The sequence below is a fragment of the Sporosarcina luteola genome, from assembly GCF_023715535.1.
GTDB classification, from domain to species: domain Bacteria; phylum Bacillota; class Bacilli; order Bacillales_A; family Planococcaceae; genus Sporosarcina; species Sporosarcina luteola_B.
This window is the reverse complement of record NZ_JAMBOI010000003.1, coordinates 336,880-355,055: the sequence shown is the minus strand read 5'-3', so window position 1 is coordinate 355,055 and position 18,176 is coordinate 336,880. Positions and strand designations below refer to the sequence as shown.

The window sequence follows — 18,176 nt, the reverse complement described above, 5'->3', positions numbered from 1 at the left end:
CCTATGAAAAGGAGGCTGCTTTTTTTTGGATAAATAGTCTTCAATCGATCTCATTTACCCATTCAGGTACATAACTGATATTAACACGGGACGAATTGGCTAAAAATGTTAACGTAGAAGGCTCACGATAACTGTTTCTGTGAAAAAGCTGATAATAAAATCGGTCATCCTTCCATTCCATAAGATTTATCCTAAACAGCGCTTCCACTCCATCATCCAACAGGATTGTCTTTACATCATCCAACTCAGAGTCCTCCAAGGAATGAGCAAAAGGCTCTTTACTGACCTGATAATAATACATGCCGTACGTCAGCTGCTGATTATACTCCCATTTAGCCCCCTTACGGACATCGATTTTCATATCCCGATGCCTGACAAAATGCGTGAATTGCACTGGCTCTTCATCTGCATACGCAACCTCTCCAAAAGTACATTCCATAAAATAAGGCTCATCCTTGGGCAGGGGCACATACCTACCAAATTCTTTCATCGCATCTTCCGTCCGTTTATATCTCTTATACTTCTTCTCATCAATGGATTCACTTACGATGTTTTTACTTACTTCAAACTGACCGAGTGGTTGACTCGAAAATATAAAGGAGTTGTAATGAGGTGCTTTCCGCATACATGAATTATTGTTGGAATAATAGTAGGCACTGATAATGATGCATACTAATAAGAAGGGGATTACTATTTTGGTTTTCTTCATTGCCCTATCGATCCCTTCGCTTTTTTCGAATAAAGTACATTATTCTCAAGTCGAAGCATATCATATATTTATACAATTCAGGCAAAGTAATTGATTGGTTGAGAAGGGTTGCAAAAGGCAAAAATGAAGCTCATACTTATTTATTGGTTTAGTAAACTAGTAGGGAGTCATATAGAAATGAAAAATATAGCTACACTTCAAAAAATGTCGCCTGCCCATGATCCGTGGGAAGCCTACTTGGACGTGCAGGAACATGGCAAATTAACATTATCGAGCATCGAATTTACGACTACATATTTGTGCAATATGCGATGTGAGCATTGTGCGGTCGGCTATATGCTGCAGCATAAAGATCCGGATGCCCTTCCAATTGATTTACTTCTTTCCCGACTCGATGAAATTCCACATTTACGAACGATCAGCATAACAGGCGGCGAGCCGATGTTCTCCAAGAAGTCGATTGAACAATATGTTTTACCTTTATTAAAATATGCACATGAAAACGGCATTCGGACGCAAATGAATTCGAACTTGACGATGCCACTTGATCGTTATATGGGAATTGCACCTTACTTGGACGTTTTGCACATTTCCCATAACTGGGGCACAGTTGATGATTTCATTGACGGTGGTTTCGCGAATATGGATAGAAAACCGCCTAGAGAACGCCGTGCTGAGCAGTTTCAGCGAATGATCGACAACAGCCGCGCATTGGCGGAAGCGGGTGTGATGGTTTCCGCAGAAACGATGTTGAATAAGCGGACGTTGCCGCATCTTGGCCATATCCATCGCCAAATTGTTGAGGAGATGAAGTGTGCAAGGCATGAGGTGCACCCAATGTATCCGAGTGACTTCGCATCACAGCTTGAAGTGTTGTCGTTGGATGAAACGCGAGAAGCGATCCATCAATTATTGGATATGCGGAATGAAGACGTGTGGATGCTATTCGGCACATTGCCGTTTTATCCTTGCAGTCAAAATGGAGAAGATTTGAAGCTGTTGGAACGCATTTACAGCAGCAAAAATGTTTCCGTCCGCAATGACCCGGACGGCCGCTCCCGTTTGAACGTCAACATTTTCACAGGCGACGTCATTGTAACTGATTTTGGGGATACGCCTCCAATGGGCAATATCCAGAACGATTCTCTGCCCGAAATGCTAGATAGATGGCTTGACCGTCCGCTTGCAAAAACGATTGGATGTCACTGTCCTGCTGTCAAGTGCCTGGGGCCGAATCTATTGGTGAAAGATGCTTATTATCCGGAGGAAGATTTCACTGTGAAACGGACGAATATTGTCGTGGAGTGATTATCGCGCGTGGGAGATTGCCAGAATCAGTAAATCTGCTTCGCGTCAAATGCCTTTGACAAATAAAGAGCTTTTTTGGGTAGGTATAAGGTCACGAAATGACGATATCTTTGTGAAAATGACCGATAACTCGCTCGAAGTGACCGATAAGCCCTGGCAACTGACCGATAACTTACAGTAAATGATTGATAACTCCCGGCAACTGACCGATATCCATCCGGGGAAAACACTAGACGATAATGAAAGGACTTCCGGATTGTAGGAAGTCCTTTTCTTATCTAGTGTTATAACTTTTTCATAATTACAACAACGTATTGCTTTCCTGTATACTCATAATGGAAGAGATTTCTTTAAACTGATATAGGGGGTGGCCAACATATTCATAGGATCCATTTTCTTAAATGTAATCTTGCCCATTTTAATCCTCGTAGTCCTCGGTGCAGGTTTACAAAGAAAATTCGCCTTCAATTTAAAAGCAGTATCGAATCTGATTACATATTGTCTCATGCCGGCGGCTGTTTTCATTAATCTTTATGAGACGGAAATCGATGTCCATGTACTCTTAGAAATCATCGGTTACCTAGTCGCCTTCAGTTTAGCGATCATCATTGTTACAACTATATTGAGTAATTTTTTAAAGCTAAACAGAGGGGAAGCAGCGATATTCAAAAACAGCATTTCGTTGATCAACTCGGGGAATTATGGAATACCGGTCAGCCAGCTGCTATTCCACGCGAATCCCCTCGGCATCTCCATTCAAATTATTGTGATGGTCTTTCAAAACGTTTTAACCTATACATATGGATTGTATAATTTGATATCCGCGACAAAGTCCGGGTTGGAAATCCTAAAATCGCTATTGAAAATGCCAGTCATCCACGCGATGCTCCTCGGCGGCTTGTTGAATTGGCTGCAAATCCCGATTCCGAACTTCGTCTGGGCGCCGATCAGTCATCTATCCGATGCATTTTTGGCGATCGCGCTTATTTTATTGGGGGCGCAGCTTGCGCAAATTGAATTGAAAACAATTGTGAATCGGACGATTATTACTAGCAGCATTGGAAGACTTATCATCGGCCCAAGTGTTGCATTGCTTCTCATTTTCCTCTTCGGGCTGGATGGCGTCGTCGCGCAATCGCTCTTTATCGCAAGTTCCTTCCCGACGTCAAGAAACAGTTCGACACTTGCGTTGGAATATGATGTGAATCCAGATCTGGCAGCACAAACGGTTCTGTTTTCAACTGTGTTAAGCGCAATCACAGTAACATTTGTCGTGTATTTATCTGGAATATTGTTTGTGTAGACGAAGGGGAATAGGAGGAATCCATCGAATCATAAACTAAAGAGTTATGATGCCTTTAGGAAAAAGGGGAGAAATGAAACGGATGGAGATCCATGTGGAGAATCAACAGGTTGTCATTAAAAGTGATGTTTTATTAAAAGGAACACTGACCTTGCCTCCAATTAAAGAAGGTTTGCTCCCAGCGATTCTGATACTTGCCGGATCAGGTAAACTGAATCGGGATGCGAACGCGGAAAAAGGGAAATTCCAGTTCAATTTGTATAGGGATTTGGCCGAACACCTGCCGACATTGGGATTTGCAACGCTTCGATATGATAAACGGGGTGTTGGGGAAAGCGAAGGGAATTTTGAACGTACCGGGCTTTGGGACGCGGTGACGGATGCGGCAAACGCCCTTGAATTTTTGGCATCCCATCCTGACATCGATCCTCATCGGCTTATTGTGATAGGTCATAGCGAGGGATGCATTGTCGGCACTGCATTATACGAGAAAAGACCGTTTAATGGATTGATTTTATTGTCCGGCGGCGGCGGGGGTCTGCGGGAAAGTCTGGATTATCAAAGGCAACAATTATACTCCGAGTTAAAACAAGCGAAGGGGTTGCAAGGGTTTATCATTCGGAAATTCAATACATTGGATAAAGGCGAAAAACAGGCACAAGCGACGTACCGGAAACTGACGACGACAAATAAGGATGTAGTCCGGATTGCCGGTTTAATTAAGATGCCCGCGAAATATTACCGCGAGCATTTCGATTACGACATTGTCGAAGGCTTGCAACATGTCGCATGTCCTGTGTTGGCGATTAATGGCTCAAAGGATTTCCAATCAAGCGTTGAATTCGCGAAAAGGATACCTGAAAACGTAAAAGGACCGTCGACATGCATCGTTGTCGAAAATATGGATCACGGTTTGAAAGAACAGCTGACACCACTTTCCGCCTCTACTTATAAAAAGGATTACATCAAGACAATCGGCAAACCGATCCATGCTGAAGCGATCAAGCATCTTGATGCATGGCTGAGTGAGTGGAAGGAAGGGTCTGTCCAAGTACCGGGGAAAATAGCTAATAGGTAAAAGGTCATGAAGTGACGATAAACTTGTGAAAGTGACCGATAACCACGTGGGAATGACCGATAACACTAAAAAATGGACTTCCGGATAAGCGGAAGTCCATTATTGTCTCAAAGAATGATCAACTCTTTAGGTGATTTCGTAATGATCTCAATCCCATCTTTTTTCACGATAATATCATCCTCAATCCGCACCCCGCCAAGACCTGGAATATAAATGCCCGGTTCGACCGTCAATACCATTCCTTCTTCGACGAGCAGCTCGCACGTCGGGTTCATGAAAATATCTTCATGGATATATAAGCCGATTCCATGCCCCATGCCATGCCCATAATAGTCGCCATACCCTTTTTCGCTGATCAAATCACGGGTTAATGCATCCGCTTCTTTTCCGGTCATGCCGGCTTTGATACCCGACAGCGCGTTTTCAAGAGCAGCATGCACAATCGAATAGATGTCCTTCAGCTTCGGATCAGGCTTGCCGACTGCAAACGTTCTTGTCATATCGGAGCAATATCCTTGAAAATATGCGCCGAAATCCAACGTCACCATATCGCCTTGCTCAATTACCTTCTCACTCGCCACTCCATGCGGCAACGCGGAACGCACGCCGGATGCGACGATCATATCGAACGAGGAAGACGTCGCGCCCAATTTCCTCATATGGAATTCCAATTCATTCGCGATTTCAATCTCCGTACGTCCAGGTTGAATGAACGTCAAAATATGCTCGAATGCAACGTCTGCAATTTCAGCAGCCTTTTTTAAAATAGCCATTTCAGATTCGTTTTTAATCATCCGCAGCTTTTCAACGACATTTGAGACAGGCACAAGCTCCGCCTTTATTTCCTTCGAAAGCTGGGAGTAATACAAGTAGGATTGGTGCTGTTGTTCAAATCCTAGCTTATTGATTCCCAAACTTTCCGCAAGCGTTGAAATCTCCTTATAAATGATGGCGCGATCGATTTCCTTCACGGTAAAATTCGTCACTTGCGCATTCGCCTGGCTGGTATAACGGAAATCAACCAATAAAAACGCCTCTGACTTTGAAACAAGCACTGTCCCCGCAGTCCCGGTGAAATCCGTCAAATATCTACGGTTATATGGATCCGTAATAAGCATCCCGTCAATTCCTAATTCTTCAAATCTGTTGCGTAACTTCATTAACTTCTCCATTCTCAAACCCCCATTAATAGAAATATTCCCATTATTACTATGACACAAGGAGTGTGGAAATAATAGAGAGGGCAATCCTTTGCCAATGAAGATTAGCAGTTTATTTGGCTGGGTAAAAGGTTGCGAACTGACGATAACTCTTTGGCAGTGATCGATAACTCTGCCGAAGTGATCGATAACTCCCAGCAGGTGACCGATAACTCCCCGGAAATGATCGATATATGCAGCTACACTGCTTTCCCCGACATGGAAACAAGTTTGCGAGGACGGACTGATTGATACCAATGCTTAAACAGAATAAAAATTAGCAGCAAATCAACTGCATCTCCGCCATAATACATCAGCATGGCACCGACCCTTGCCTGTTCTACCGGGACTCCCGCCGGTGGATATGCGTAGATGAATTTTGACAGGATGCCATGTCCAGCAAGCGCTACAATAAAGACGACAGTCCTGTATGTGTAACTGAAGCGGTGGAAGATCGGATCGATATAAACCAAGGATATTGTGAATAAATAACCGGCAAGAAAGACGTGGACGTGAACGATTATATGGAGCAAAAAATTCGAATGCATCGTTGCATATAAATCGGTCGTATAGAGAAGCCATAACCCGCCGATGTTCAAGACGGCAGCAACGATCGGGTGAGTGAAGAAACCAACAAACGAACTTTGCAGCAGTCGGCTAAGCTTTCTTGCTAAATGAACATTTATCGTACGCAATATTAATGTCATAGGCGCGGCTAGCGCAACGAGAAGCGGAGCGAGCATACCAAGCAGTAAATGCCCTGCCATATGGGCCGTGAAATCGGTATGGGATTGACGGGCAAGTGGGCCGATCAAAGCGACTGCGGCAAAAAAAACACCTGCAACAAAAGAAACCATACGGAGCCATGGCCATTTACGAAGTCGGCCCCGTCTGTTCGTGATTAACACGGCACCGATATATATTCCGATTGCAAGAAGAGCCGGAATGCCAAACAGCAAATCAGGCAATGGAAAATGAGCATCATGCATTGGAAAACGCTCCATTCTCCACCCGTTTGTCACGTTTCGCACTTGCAATCAAACCGATACCTACGACAATCATAATAGCAGCGGAAATATTCCAGATGAGATCATACGGTAAAATATCGACATTGTATCGGATTTGGTGGATGCGCATGAGCTTATGCTGGATGGTCCCGTCGTAAAGTTGAAAAGCTCCACCGCCTAGCAACTTCCCTCCCCACCACAACTTATGCCACAAAGCATCGCGCCTACGTAAGTCCGCTACGAGGAATAACCCACCGACAGTCGCGAACCAGCTGAATGCATGAAACAGTCCATCCGAAATGAGACCAACCGCGACAGTCGATTTATCATAAAACTTATGCCAATGAAGCAGCTGATGGAATAATGTCTCATCGAGAAACGCAACAAAACCTAATCCGAACAAGATACCTGACCAAAGGTTTCGTCTCGCAAATGTTACTCTGTTATCTGAATGTGCATTAACGTTATGCGTCATTGTCAAAACATTCCCCTCCAATTGTATGCTTTTAAAAGTATTGCCGTTAGGGAGGAATGATAATCTGCTTCTTTATTAGTATGTCTCCGCCTCCTTTTGTGAATGCTGACAAAAGAATCATTCAGAAGGAGGAAAAACTATGTTGAAATTACAAACGGGGCTGGAGGGGCAGACTGCCTCTTTCGGTGTTGTTAGCGACTGTATAAGGGAACTCGGTTATCACATGGGTGGGAACTGGGATTATGATCAAGGCTGCTTTGATCACATTTTGTGCCAGGAGGAAGGCGAAACGATCTATATCCGAATTCCTTTTGTCGTGACGGAAGGCGAGCTCGACGATTATGAAGCCTCCATCAAATTCGGCACACCCTATATCATCAAGCATGTCGTGCATATCGGTCTCGATCGAGACGGCGATTCATTATTGGATGCAACCGGATTTAGTCAATTCCAGCAGCCCATTGATAAGGACGGGAAGATTATCAATAAAAACAGATGGATTCATGCGGGGGAAGTTGCTGTGAAAGATCTGATGGATTGCATGTATGCACAAAATTTATTGAAAACGAGTTGAATTGAATAAGTAGTCCACCTTGGCAACAGTGGCTAAGGTGGATTTTTTTTGGACAATAAATTAAATTTTTAAACAAATACACACCTAGATATTGTATAGTGGAGATAATTGGATATTAAAGGCTTTTGGGGGGAGTTGTGGACATGATTTTATCAGTGAAAGATGTGTACAAATCTTACGGCAAGGAACAGGTGTTGAAGGGGATTACGTTTGAAATCGAGGAGCCGCAGATCATTGCGCTCGTTGGGCCAAATGGATCGGGGAAGTCGACGTTGATGAACATCATTACGAATTTGCTGCCTGCGGATAAAGGGGAAGTGACCGTACTTGGGAAGAACAACCGGGACCCCAATATTTTCCGTGAGATTTCGTTCATGCAGGATAATACGGTGCTGTACGAATATTTGACGGGGTACGATCATTTGCAGTTCATCTGCGATGTGCAAGGGCTGCCGAAAAAGCAATTGTTAGACACGGCGGACCGGATCGGCATTACAAGTTATTTGAATAAAAAGGTGAAAAACTATTCGCTTGGGATGAAACAGCATCTACTGCTCGCGATGGCTGTCATAAACAAGCCAAAGCTAGCGATTTTGGATGAGCCGTTGAACGGTCTTGACCCGACGAGCGCGATTCGGGTACGTAATTTGCTGCTCGCTTTGCGTGACGAAGGGACGGCTATTTTACTGTCCTCCCACAATTTGGCGGAAATCGACCGGGTGACGTCATCGATTTTATTCCTGAAGAAGGGGAATTTGATTCAGGAAAATATGGCGGAATTTGAACAAGTCCGCTATCAGATTGCTGTGAATGATGTCGTGAAGGCGGAAAAGGCATTGGCGGCAGTGGGCATCCCTGTTGAAGTAGTGGATGGGCGATTGCATCTATATCGGAAAGATGTAGGGCTTGACCGCGTGTTCTATTTATTGGATCAAGAGCAGATTGTCATTGACGATATCGAGAAGAAAGTGTTCGGCTCGGAGGAACGCTACCGCAAAATCTTCACGGAAGAGACGAAGTCCAATGAGCTTGTTGAAGTTTGAGCTGAAGAAGATTTGGCGGCAGAAGAAGCTCATTTGGTTGTTAATGTTGGTGACGTTATGTATCGGTTGGATTTACTATCAAAACAGCATGGAACAGGATCTTATGGCGAAAGAGGCAGAGGAGAACATTGCATTCATCGTCCGACAGTCGGATGAATTATATACACAACTTCTGCCATTGAACCGGGAGAATAGGTTGACTGAGGAGCAGACGAAGCAATTTGACAGCTTGAACAATATGGCGCAGTCACTCTTTCTCTGGAAGAGCGCCATCTATGGGGGACGGTGGGAAGAAATCCCCCAATTTGAGAATGATTTTTTAGTTAATCTTGAAAGATACGAGGATGCGGGTGGAGTCTTTACCGCCTTAACGGGTGTCCAAAGGGATATGGCTATCGAAAAAAATGCCTATCTGTTAGAGCATGGGCTGCCGTATGCCAATGAAACGTATCCAGTGACTCCCGCTTTGCAGATGGGCGAAATTGCCCCGATTCTGTTGGGGCCAGGCGGGCTTTTATTGCTCCTTCTTCTATTCGGAAATGCATACACATCCGAGAAGGAACAGCAGACACTGTTGACGTTAAGGACGCAACCCCTACGCAGAGGGAAACTGCTGACAGCTAAATATATCAGCCTGCTAGTTGTCTTATTCTTCTTTTTTGCTGCCACCATCCTCATTGGCTGGGCAATTCCGCACTTTTTCGGGGAGCCGTTTAATGATCTGTCTTATCCACAGTTCCTGCAGACGGGTGACGCATTTACCATCATTCCAGCTTGGCAGCACCTTGCGAATGTAACGGTTTTATTCCTTGCAGCTGCAGCAGTCCTTTTTGGTCTACTGCTAGTAATTAGCACACAACTGAGAAGTTCTTTTTCAACGATCATGTTCATCGGATTTGTAACAATGCTTGGTGTCGTGTTGACGGAAGCGGTTAAGGGATTTCAAGCCCCCTGGAACCCATTCCAGTTCTTTCGTGCGGATCGGTTTTTAACTGAAATGCCAATCCATTCGATTTGGCAGTATGCCATTTCAGCAATTGTATGGAGCGTAATTCTTGTCATTGCCTCTGTGTTACTCCGCGAAGGGGAACGGGGCATATTCAAAGCGGCCGAGGAACTGAAGCCGTATCGCAAAGGACAAACAACACGTCTGCAGTCTGTTTGGAACAACGGATTGTTCGAATGGCGGAAGTCGAGACGGAGGGGGCTTATCGAGCAAACCTTTGTCGTACTCTCTGTTGCAGCTTTCGTTGGCTACCTCTTTTTTGCAGAACAGGTGAAAGAGCAGGAAAGTATGGCCTTGAATGGATTAGCATCTTTGGTGGAGAGGACAGAGACGGAAATCATCCCTTTTTATGAGTCACGGATTCAAGAGCTGGAAGATAAGGTTGCGGAGGCGAACGCGAATGGTGAGGATGGCGACTTTATCTATGGTCATAATATCCCCACCTATGAAGGCTATATAGAGAATGCCCGCGAAGAGGCTAAACTTGCCGAACGGGCACTTGCAGTCTATGAAGAAGGGGAATGGTCAGCATTTTACGAATATCAACTGTTCAATGATAACCGGATTTATGAAATGCAGGCAGAGGCTAAAAAACATATGCATTTACCGCAAAGTCTTTTCGGTTATGAAACGAGCATTGCCCAAAAAGAATGGATGAAGGAACATGGGGTAAAACCTGTCTTCTCAGGAACGTACATTCCAAACATTCATGACAATTGGAAGACAGAGCAGCGAAAGGAAAAGGAATGGACTGAAAGGATGAATCGGAAAGTAGATCATAGCGGTTTGTTTTCGCTATACATGTATTTCCGTGACTATCTGTACTTCATCCCCCTGCTTATATTCTTGCTTCTCGTAGGCGCGGGATTTGCGGGCGAGCGTGGCAAAAGACCGACGCTACAGCTGTTGAAGACGTTACCGATCACGAAGCGATCTCTCTTCCTAGGGAAAGTGTTCTACAGTTCAATCATAGCAACAGGAAGTGCAGTTGGCATATTCCTGTTCGCTGTGCTGGTCGGGACAGTTTTCAACCGATTCGGCGACTGGATGTATCCGGTGTTGCACTACCATAGCAGGCATGAAGTGCAGTCCTTCGACTACTCAGGATTGAGGGCATTCGAAGGGGGCTATTCTTTTCTGCCCCTCGGAGAGTTTTTGCTGAAAGCTCTATTGCTGTATGTCTGTGTCGCATTGTTCGTAATCGCGTTATCGAATGTCCTTGGACTTTTCATCCGCCAGCCGTTAGTCGTATATGCACTGACTGGATTGATCAATGTAGCAGGCTATTTGTTGAGCTGGAAATTGGACGATTTCGCTCAGTATTCACCGTTCCTTTATTTAAACATACCGAAAATCGTCAATGGGGAGATTTTGACGCTGATGAACGACCCGGCGATTAGCGTGTATATGGGATGTGGGATGCTGCTTGGAGCGACGGTTATTCTTTTGGGTGTGACTTATGTTGGGTTAAGTTTTGAGAAGAGGTTTGTGAAGGAGAGGAAGTCGGTTACGGCTTCGGTGTGAATGTTGAAGTGGGGGTGGTGTTATGGGTTTATTGAAATTTGAAATGAAGAAAGTTTTTCGGCAGAAGAAGCTTGTATGGCTATTTGTAGTTGTCCTGTTAGGTGTCGCAGGCGTCTTTTATCAGAACTATTCCGAACGGGAGGCCATGAAGGAGAGGGCTTTGGAGAGCATTCGGCCGTACTCGGAAGAGGTTGACGCCCGGTATCATTTTTATAAGGAACGAGAATATAACGATCAGTTGGACGAAGCGATGCGAAGGCAGCAGGAGCATATCGTTGAATTGGGGACTATCTTCTTTCGTTGGAAAGGGGTCATCCATAACGGTGGATGGAGTGAAATACCCGCCATTGAAAATGATTTTTTGAAAAGTGTGGCGTTGTTTGAAGAGGCGGAAGGCGGTTTCGGTTCGCTATATGGGATGGAAAGGGAGAAGGCGATCCAGAAGAATGCTTGGCTTCTCAAGCAAGAGCTCCCTTATGTAGACGAAGAATTTCCCCTTTCGCCGGCACTTATGTTAAAGCAAAGTTCCAACCTTCTATTAAGCGTAGGCGGGTTTTTGTTTCTCGTACTCTTCTTCGGCAATATCGTGACGTCTGAAAAAGAGCAGCAGACTTGGTTGACGCTGAAAACACAGCCGATTGCTAAGTGGAAGCGCATTGTGGCGAAGTATACGGGGGTGCTCATCGTAATTTTTGGATTTCTACTGATGGTTTTATGTGTTGGACTGCTGATCCCGTATGTATTCGGTGAGCAAGCATGGAATTTCACCTATCCGCAGCTCATCCAATCTGGAGAGTCATTCACATTCATTTCAACAACGGCGTATTTGGTTCGGATCTTTATGTTGTTTTTCTGCGCGGGCGCATTGGTTTTCAGCTTCATCATGCTGCTGAGCACGCAATTCAGAAGCTCGTTCGCCGTTTTAGTGATGACGGGATTTGTCGGTGCAGTCGGTTATTCGGCGACGTTGTTGAATGAAGGATTTCAGACATTTTGGAATCCATTTCATTTATTGAGTATGACAACGATTGTCTCTGAAACGGTGGATGGCTCATTTTGGTTATACCCGATAGCTGCGGTCTGTTGGAGTTTGCTGTTGCTAACGGTGGGAATCTTAATGCCTGAAGGAGAACGGGGCTTATTTGGGGCGACGGATATGAAGAAGCCCTTTGGTGATGGGAAAACACGGCATGTCCTGACGATTTGGAACAGCGCTCGGTTTGAATGGCGGAAGTTGAAACGGCAAGGGTTGTTGAGACAGTCCATTATTGTGCTTGGGCTTTTTGCTGTGATCGGCTACTTTTTGCTTGGGCAGGTTTCGCATAAGAAAGAGGCGGAGTATGTTGAGGGGCTGGATGAGAGTATAGCGATGTATCGCAGTATCGTACAGCATTCTGAAGAAGAGCTTGCTTCACTGGATGAAGATAGAAAAGCAGCTGAAGAGTCTGGAGACGAGGGATGGATTAGGTATTACAATGATGTTGCGCAGCACCAACGGCAAACGATGTTGGCTTATTTCGAAGATATCCTTTCCAATTACGAAATGGGTAAAAGAGCATATGAGGAAGGGGATTGGCAATCCTTTTACCAATATCAGCTCTTTAACAACAGGCAGAGCAGCGGGGAATTTACTAATGAATATATGTTTTGGGAGATTGGTGGGCGAAGCTACGTCATGCTGGAAGCAAGCAAAGCGGAAAAAGAATGGCTGATGAAGCATAACGTGCGACCGATCATCTCAGGTGATGATATCCCGACGATTTATGAAAGTTGGGGAGATAAAGAAACGAAGAATTGGCATGTAGAGAAGAATCGGAAGGTCGATAACAGTGGATTATTTTCGCTTTTTCTATACTTTGATAACTATGTCTATTTCATTCCAATATTGCTCTTGCTAGTTGTCTTTGGCGCAGGATTCGCGGGCGAGAAAGGGAAACGGCCTACCATCCAAACGTTGCAGACACAGCCGGTTGCAGTTCGATCGATTTTCTTTGGGAAAGTGACTACGGCGATCATTGTGGGGATTTCCGGTTTAGTGGGTGTCTTTGCATTTGTTCTATTGGTCAGCACATTGTTCAATCGTTTTGGTGACTGGTATTATCCGATCTTTCATTACAACAGCAAAAAGGTAGTGGAGGCTGACCGATACACGGGGATGAGGGCGCTTGAAGGCGGCTTTGATTTTATGCCGCTAGGCGAATATGTGCTGAGCGGGATAGCGTTATCTGTTTGCATTTTCTTGTTTCTGCTTGCAATGACGCATGTGTTGGGGCTTTTTGTTCCTCGGGCATTCGTTGTATATAGCTGTGTAGCGTTAATTTGTGGAGTAGGATACTTCATCGGTGGGAAACTAGGCGACTTTGCGCAGTTTTCACCGTTCACGTATTTGGATATTGGTCGGATTGTCAATGGGGAAGTGGCTACAGTATTGAATAATCCAAGTGTGACGGTTTTGAATGGTTGTTGGGTGCTTTTGGGAGTGTCGGTATTACTAGTTGTTGCAGGATATGGGATGTTGGGTCTGCGGTCGCGAGTGAAAAGGGAGGTTACAACGGGTCAGTTGGTTGTTGGGGAGTAAGCAGCATCAGTTTAACCATATTAAAAAACATGGGACATCTTCGTCTTAATAATGAGTTAATTCGGAACGTATGTATGCTATAATTAAAGAGTAAGAGTAATTGAATAGGTGACTTAAGGATGGACGGCTCATCCCTTTTTGAAAGGGGGTGATGCCCATGTCAGTATTCGAATCTTTAATGATTGCAATCGGTTTTGCAACATTAGTAGTCATGATACTGTCAAATGACAAAAAGAAATAACCCATCCTTGAGTTCAGCGCTCATGCCGGATGGGTTATTTCATCTGAGAAAGCCGTCCCCTTACAGGGAACCTATCAATTACTGTGACCACTCGGGTGCAACCGGGTGGTTCTTTTTATACTATGAAGTCTATACATCAATTATACAATTGTTGAATTATTGTTGCAAGGTACGTGGACTATACATTGTTCACAGCACATAGGAGGGACAATTTTGAAAAAAGAATCAATCTAAAGTGCCTTTTGTGTCTACACCTTATATCTTAATGTCAATCTTCGCATTTTTCTTTAACTCTTCAACCTGCTGAGCGAGTTTTTCCTGCTGTTTTTGCTGATGAAGAGATTGTTCTATTTGCGGTTTTACATCTTCAAGCTTTGGAGCTTCTTGTCCTGCACTCTTTGCTTGTTCCGCATATTGATCATACATTTGTTGAATTTCTTCATCGGTTATTTTGCCAGCCGGCACTTCTTTCTCAACATACTTTTTAAGTTTAATATCGTCAGCTAATTGGGTTTCAAGTGTTTTCATATCTATGCCGGATTGCTTAAGAGCGGCTTCAAATTCTTTTTCTGTTTTAAACTGTTCCTTTATTTCGTCCAGTTGCTTATTAATATCTGCCTTTGAAACTTTATAGCTTTTTTTATCTGCCTCTTGAAGAAGAAGAGTTTGCCCAACCAAGCTGTCAATTGTTTGGTTTTTCGCTTGCTCAGCAGCTTCTTTAGAAGTTGGATCTTTCCCCATTAACTGCATTTGTCCTTGTACAGATGCTAGAGCGATATTATAGTCGCTTCCTACAATTTCTTCATCATTCACTTTGGCAACAGTTTTATTTTCATCTACTTGCTGTTCTTCTAATTTCTTTTGCATTTCTTCCGTTTGCTTTTGCTGTTCCTTCTGCTGATCGGTTTCCGCTGTTTTTGCTTTATCATCATTTGGGGCTTCTGTACTTTCTTCATTTCCTCCGCATGCTACTAAAACAACGGCCAATAGACCGGTTATTAATGTAAACATCATTTTTTTCATAATCGATCTCCTCCCTTAAGCTAGAAGTATGATTTTCACTAAAAAAATCATCTAGTGCGCATTATAAGGTTAATCATGCGAAAAAGAAACAGTATGCGGTCTTTTTTAATATTTATAACAGGATTGATACATTCTGTAATAATAATGGATGCATGTAATAAAAGGCGATACATATTGTACTAGCACAATATGTATCGCCTTTTATTGGTATTATCATGGTTGTCTTCACCTTTTTGGCTGATAATCAAGCATTTGAAACATTTCCTTCAGTTCCTTATCCGTCAAGTCGCGCCATTGTCCGATCGGCAAATTGCCGAGTTGGATGTTCATGATGCGTGTGCGCTGGAGGCGTCTGACGTTGTAGCCGAGTGCCGAGCACATGCGGCGGATTTGTCGGTTCAGCCCTTGCGTCAACGTGATGTTGAATTTTCGGGGACCTAGTTGTTTCACTTTGCATGGTTTTGTTATCGTATCGAGAATTTCGACGCCTGATTCCATTTTGTTAATGAATTCCTTTGTAAGCGGGCGGTCAACGGTAACGATATATTCTTTTTCGTGGCCGTGTTCTTCGCGCAGGATTTCATTCACGATGTCGCCGTCGTTCGTTAGAAGCAGCAAGCCATCTGAGTCTTTGTCGAGCCGTCCGATATGGAAGATGCGGAGCGGGTGGTTTACGAAATCGACGACATTCCCTTCGATATGGCGTTCGGTCGTGCTTGTGATGCCGACGGGTTTATTGAGGACGATATAGACGAGCTGCTCTTCGGTTTTCACGGGTTTGCCGTCGACATGGACTTCATCTCCCTGTTCGACTCTGCTTCCGAGTTCGGCTGGCTTGCCGTTGATTGTGACGCGCCCGTCTTCGATCCATTTATCAGCACCACGTCGGGAGACGATGCCAGCTTCGCTTAAATATTTATTAATTCGCATGAGATTCACCTTTTTTCGAGTTTCTTTCCCACTATTGTACAGCTTGGGCTGCAAGTATACAAAGTCGAGGGACTACATATATTATCGAAAGGTTGACAATTGATTGAAAGAATAGTAAGGTTAGTACAACTTTTTTGTTCGGAGAGGGTAGAGGTGCCGGGAGCGGTGCCGCCCAGGAACAGATGAGCCGAGTTGAGAAGAGCATAGCTAAGAAATTGTTGAATAAGAGGAGTAGCATCGGAAGCGCGATGTAGAGAGTCAGTGGGTGGTGGAAACTGATTCGCGTCCGTTGTGAATGGACTTATGAGAGCTATCTGGAGTTTTCCAGGTGGACGTCTTTCCTACGTTACGGGAAGTGCCTTTTTTAGGCGCGCCGAGTGGAAGCTTAATAGCTTCAAATAGAGGTGGCAACGCGGGTAATCCGTCCTCTGCAACTGGACTTTTCTGTCCTTTTGCAGAGGGCTTTTTTGTTTTTCTTGAAAGAGGAGAAGGGATTAGTTTGTGAAATGCATTCGGCGCGAAGGAGATTCTTTTGGAGAAATAGCCGAATTCCGCGGACCGTTGTATGGTTCGGGTCATTTTCTTGTCGTGCCAAGTGCTTTTGACAAATAAAAGGTTTTAATCGAAGGAAGCGGCTAGGTAAAAGGTCCTGAAATGACGATAACTTCCGTCAAGTGACCGATAACTTCGTTGAATTGACCGATAACAGCGGCGGATTGACCGATAACTCCGCCGAAGTGACCGATAACTCCCGGGAAATGATCGATAACTACACACGAACAATGAGAAGAGGAGAGATGAGATGGAAAAGACGAGTTTACGTATTACAGAGAAGAAAATTGAAGGAGATTCGCTGACGCCGATCCTGATTTTTAGGCGTTTGCAAGGGCGACATCGGTTTTTATTGGAAAGCTCATCGCAACATGATCGGTCGGGGCGGTATTCTTTTATCGGCGTGGATCCCGTGAAGGCGTATCGTGGCGGGAATGGCCGGTTGGAAGAGTTCGTGTACGCAACTGGAAAGACGTATTTGCATGAAGGGGACCTGTATTCGTTAATGAAACGACTCATGCCGAGGATTGCGGAGCATGGAAAATACCCGTTCATGGGCGGTGCTGTCGGGTATATCGGATACGGAGCGGCGGAGGCTACTGCGGTTTATTCCGATGAACAGCCTGACGTTTATTTCAATATTTACGATACGGTCATTATTTTCGATCATCTACAAAACGAAGTGACGTTGCTGCATACGGAAATTCATCCGGAGTACGAGAAGCCAGACTTGTATGCATTGGCGGAGACGATTACGTCAGGTCCAATAGAAGCAGAGAAGGGTGTATCGGTTTCCGATTATCGATGTGCAGTATCACGACAAGAATTTGAGGACCGCGTCAAGCAGGCGAAGCAATTCATTGAAAATGGTGAGGTTGAGCAGGTTGTCCTCTCCCGAAAGCTTGAAGCGGATATCGTTGGCGACCCCTTCGCACTATATCGAAGACTTCGTAAAAAGAATCCTTCGCCGTACATGTACTATATGGAGTTCAGCAATCAAACCGTCATCGGCGCCTCGCCAGAAAGTCTCGTCCGGGTGACGGATGGGACGGTCATAACGAATCCGATTGCGGGAACGAGGAGAAGAGGGCGAAGCGAAGAGGAAGATAAGGCTTTAGAAGAAGAGCTGCGAAATGATCCGAAAGAGCTCTCGGAACATGACATGTTAGTTGAAGTAAGCAAGAAGGAGATGGAAATCGTCTGTGATCCTTCATCCGTCCAGGTTTCAACATACATGGAAACCGTCCGATACGAGCATGTCATGCATCTTGTTTCGGAAGTAGAAGGGACACTTGCACCGGGCTTGCATGCGCTTGACGCATTGAAGGCGACATTGCCCGCGGGAACAGTGACGGGTTCACCGAAAAAGATTGCGATGGATATCATTTCACAACTGGAAGATGAGCCGCGCGGGTTGTACGGCGGCGCAATCGGCTATATCGGATTGAACGGCAATATCGATTTTGCATTGACGATCCGGACGATGACGGTACAGGACGGAAAAGCGACTGTGCAAGCGGGAGCTGGAATTGTGAAGGAATCCATACCTGCTTTGGAATATAAGGAGACATTGAACAAAGCCCGCTCTTTACTAGAGGCTTTGAAATAAAACAAGAGACTAGAAGA

The 18,176-nt window shown here is 44.7% G+C and carries 14 protein-coding genes and 1 other annotated feature; of the genes, 8 read left to right on the top strand and 6 right to left on the bottom strand.

Features of this window, described 5'->3' with window-relative positions; translation table 11 throughout:
* Window positions 1–40 precede the first annotated feature (40 nt).
* Window positions 41–709: a hypothetical protein gene (locus M3191_RS08900; protein ID WP_251700037.1), complete on the bottom strand. Its 669-nt coding sequence runs from the start codon at window positions 707–709 to the stop codon at window positions 41–43.
* 177 nt (window positions 710–886) lie between these two features.
* Between M3191_RS08900 and yfkAB the strand changes: the two genes are divergently transcribed.
* The 3 genes from yfkAB (at window position 887) to M3191_RS08885 (ending at window position 4,398) form a co-directional block, all read left to right on the top strand.
* Window positions 887–2,017 carry a radical SAM/CxCxxxxC motif protein YfkAB gene (gene yfkAB, locus M3191_RS08895; RefSeq protein ID WP_251700036.1) on the top strand — a complete coding sequence of 377 codons (1,131 nt, stop codon included), beginning with the start codon at window positions 887–889 and terminating at the stop codon, window positions 2,015–2,017.
* 367 nt (window positions 2,018–2,384) lie between these two features.
* On the top strand, window positions 2,385–3,320 hold the full coding sequence (locus M3191_RS08890) for an AEC family transporter (protein ID WP_251700035.1): 936 nt from the start codon (window positions 2,385–2,387) through the stop codon (window positions 3,318–3,320).
* 73 nt (window positions 3,321–3,393) lie between these two features.
* Window positions 3,394–4,398, top strand: coding sequence for an alpha/beta hydrolase (locus M3191_RS08885; RefSeq protein WP_251700034.1), 1,005 nt, complete (start codon window positions 3,394–3,396; stop codon window positions 4,396–4,398).
* Between the two features lie 107 nt (window positions 4,399–4,505).
* Here M3191_RS08885 and M3191_RS08880 read toward each other — a convergent pair whose 3' ends face one another.
* The 3 genes from M3191_RS08880 to M3191_RS08870 form a co-directional block, all read right to left on the bottom strand.
* A complete protein-coding gene (locus tag M3191_RS08880; protein WP_251700033.1) occupies window positions 4,506–5,570 on the bottom strand; it encodes a M24 family metallopeptidase in 1,065 nt (354 codons plus the stop codon).
* Window positions 5,571–5,797: 227 nt separating this feature from the next.
* Entirely contained in the window at window positions 5,798–6,586 is a 789-nt protein-coding gene (locus tag M3191_RS08875; protein WP_251700032.1) for a cytochrome c oxidase assembly protein, read from the bottom strand.
* Window positions 6,579–7,079 carry a DUF2243 domain-containing protein gene (locus tag M3191_RS08870; RefSeq protein WP_251700123.1) on the bottom strand — a complete coding sequence of 167 codons (501 nt, stop codon included), beginning with the start codon at window positions 7,077–7,079 and terminating at the stop codon, window positions 6,579–6,581. The genes M3191_RS08875 and M3191_RS08870 overlap by 8 nt, the downstream gene beginning before the upstream one ends.
* Window positions 7,080–7,218: 139 nt before the next feature.
* Between M3191_RS08870 and M3191_RS08865 the strand changes: the two genes are divergently transcribed.
* From M3191_RS08865 to M3191_RS08850, 4 genes are all read left to right on the top strand, one after another.
* On the top strand, window positions 7,219–7,653 hold the full coding sequence (locus M3191_RS08865) for a YugN family protein (RefSeq protein WP_251700031.1): 435 nt from the start codon (window positions 7,219–7,221) through the stop codon (window positions 7,651–7,653).
* Window positions 7,654–7,796: 143 nt separating this feature from the next.
* Window positions 7,797–8,696, top strand: a complete 900-nt coding sequence (locus M3191_RS08860) for an ABC transporter ATP-binding protein (protein ID WP_251700030.1) — start codon at window positions 7,797–7,799, stop codon at window positions 8,694–8,696.
* The gene (locus M3191_RS08855) at window positions 8,677–11,226 is read left to right on the top strand and encodes an ABC transporter permease subunit (protein ID WP_251700029.1); all 2,550 of its coding nucleotides are present in this window, start codon (window positions 8,677–8,679) and stop codon (window positions 11,224–11,226) included. The genes M3191_RS08860 and M3191_RS08855 overlap by 20 nt, the downstream gene beginning before the upstream one ends.
* Before the next feature lie 22 nt (window positions 11,227–11,248).
* Window positions 11,249–13,804: an ABC transporter permease subunit gene (locus M3191_RS08850; protein ID WP_251700028.1), complete on the top strand. Its 2,556-nt coding sequence runs from the start codon at window positions 11,249–11,251 to the stop codon at window positions 13,802–13,804.
* Window positions 13,805–14,300: 496 nt separating this feature from the next.
* Here the strand turns inward: M3191_RS08850 and M3191_RS08845 are convergent, their stop codons facing one another.
* Together M3191_RS08845 and rluF are read right to left on the bottom strand one after the other, a co-directional pair.
* Window positions 14,301–15,068 (bottom strand): SurA N-terminal domain-containing protein, encoded by a 768-nt coding sequence (locus tag M3191_RS08845; protein ID WP_251700027.1) that lies wholly within the window; start codon window positions 15,066–15,068, stop codon window positions 14,301–14,303.
* A gap of 225 nt (window positions 15,069–15,293) precedes the next feature.
* On the bottom strand, window positions 15,294–15,998 hold the full coding sequence (gene rluF, locus M3191_RS08840; RefSeq protein ID WP_251700026.1) for a 23S rRNA pseudouridine(2604) synthase RluF: 705 nt from the start codon (window positions 15,996–15,998) through the stop codon (window positions 15,294–15,296).
* Between the two features lie 209 nt (window positions 15,999–16,207).
* Window positions 16,208–16,430, top strand: a binding site (T-box leader).
* Window positions 16,431–16,800: 370 nt separating this feature from the next.
* Between rluF and M3191_RS08835 the strand changes: the two genes are divergently transcribed.
* Entirely contained in the window at window positions 16,801–18,159 is a 1,359-nt protein-coding gene (locus M3191_RS08835; protein ID WP_251700025.1) for an anthranilate synthase component I family protein, read from the top strand.
* The last annotated feature ends 17 nt before the right edge of the window (window positions 18,160–18,176 follow it).

What these genes read in the sequence shown, in the direction of transcription:
- M3191_RS08900 (WP_251700037.1), bottom strand. Translation starts at nt 709, where the DNA reads ATGAAGAAAACCAAAATAGTAATCCCCTTCTTATTAGTATGCATCATT.
- yfkAB (WP_251700036.1), top strand. Translation starts at nt 887, where the DNA reads ATGAAAAATATAGCTACACTTCAAAAAATGTCGCCTGCCCATGATCCG.
- M3191_RS08885 (WP_251700034.1), top strand. Translation starts at nt 3,394, where the DNA reads ATGAAACGGATGGAGATCCATGTGGAGAATCAACAGGTTGTCATTAAA.
- M3191_RS08880 (WP_251700033.1), bottom strand. Translation starts at nt 5,570, where the DNA reads ATGGAGAAGTTAATGAAGTTACGCAACAGATTTGAAGAATTAGGAATT.
- M3191_RS08875 (WP_251700032.1), bottom strand. Translation starts at nt 6,586, where the DNA reads ATGCATGATGCTCATTTTCCATTGCCTGATTTGCTGTTTGGCATTCCG.
- M3191_RS08870 (WP_251700123.1), bottom strand. Translation starts at nt 7,079, where the DNA reads ATGACGCATAACGTTAATGCACATTCAGATAACAGAGTAACATTTGCG.
- M3191_RS08865 (WP_251700031.1), top strand. Translation starts at nt 7,219, where the DNA reads ATGTTGAAATTACAAACGGGGCTGGAGGGGCAGACTGCCTCTTTCGGT.
- M3191_RS08860 (WP_251700030.1), top strand. Translation starts at nt 7,797, where the DNA reads ATGATTTTATCAGTGAAAGATGTGTACAAATCTTACGGCAAGGAACAG.
- M3191_RS08855 (WP_251700029.1), top strand. Translation starts at nt 8,677, where the DNA reads ATGAGCTTGTTGAAGTTTGAGCTGAAGAAGATTTGGCGGCAGAAGAAG.
- M3191_RS08850 (WP_251700028.1), top strand. Translation starts at nt 11,249, where the DNA reads ATGGGTTTATTGAAATTTGAAATGAAGAAAGTTTTTCGGCAGAAGAAG.
- M3191_RS08845 (WP_251700027.1), bottom strand. Translation starts at nt 15,068, where the DNA reads ATGAAAAAAATGATGTTTACATTAATAACCGGTCTATTGGCCGTTGTT.
- rluF (WP_251700026.1), bottom strand. Translation starts at nt 15,998, where the DNA reads ATGCGAATTAATAAATATTTAAGCGAAGCTGGCATCGTCTCCCGACGT.
- M3191_RS08835 (WP_251700025.1), top strand. Translation starts at nt 16,801, where the DNA reads ATGGAAAAGACGAGTTTACGTATTACAGAGAAGAAAATTGAAGGAGAT.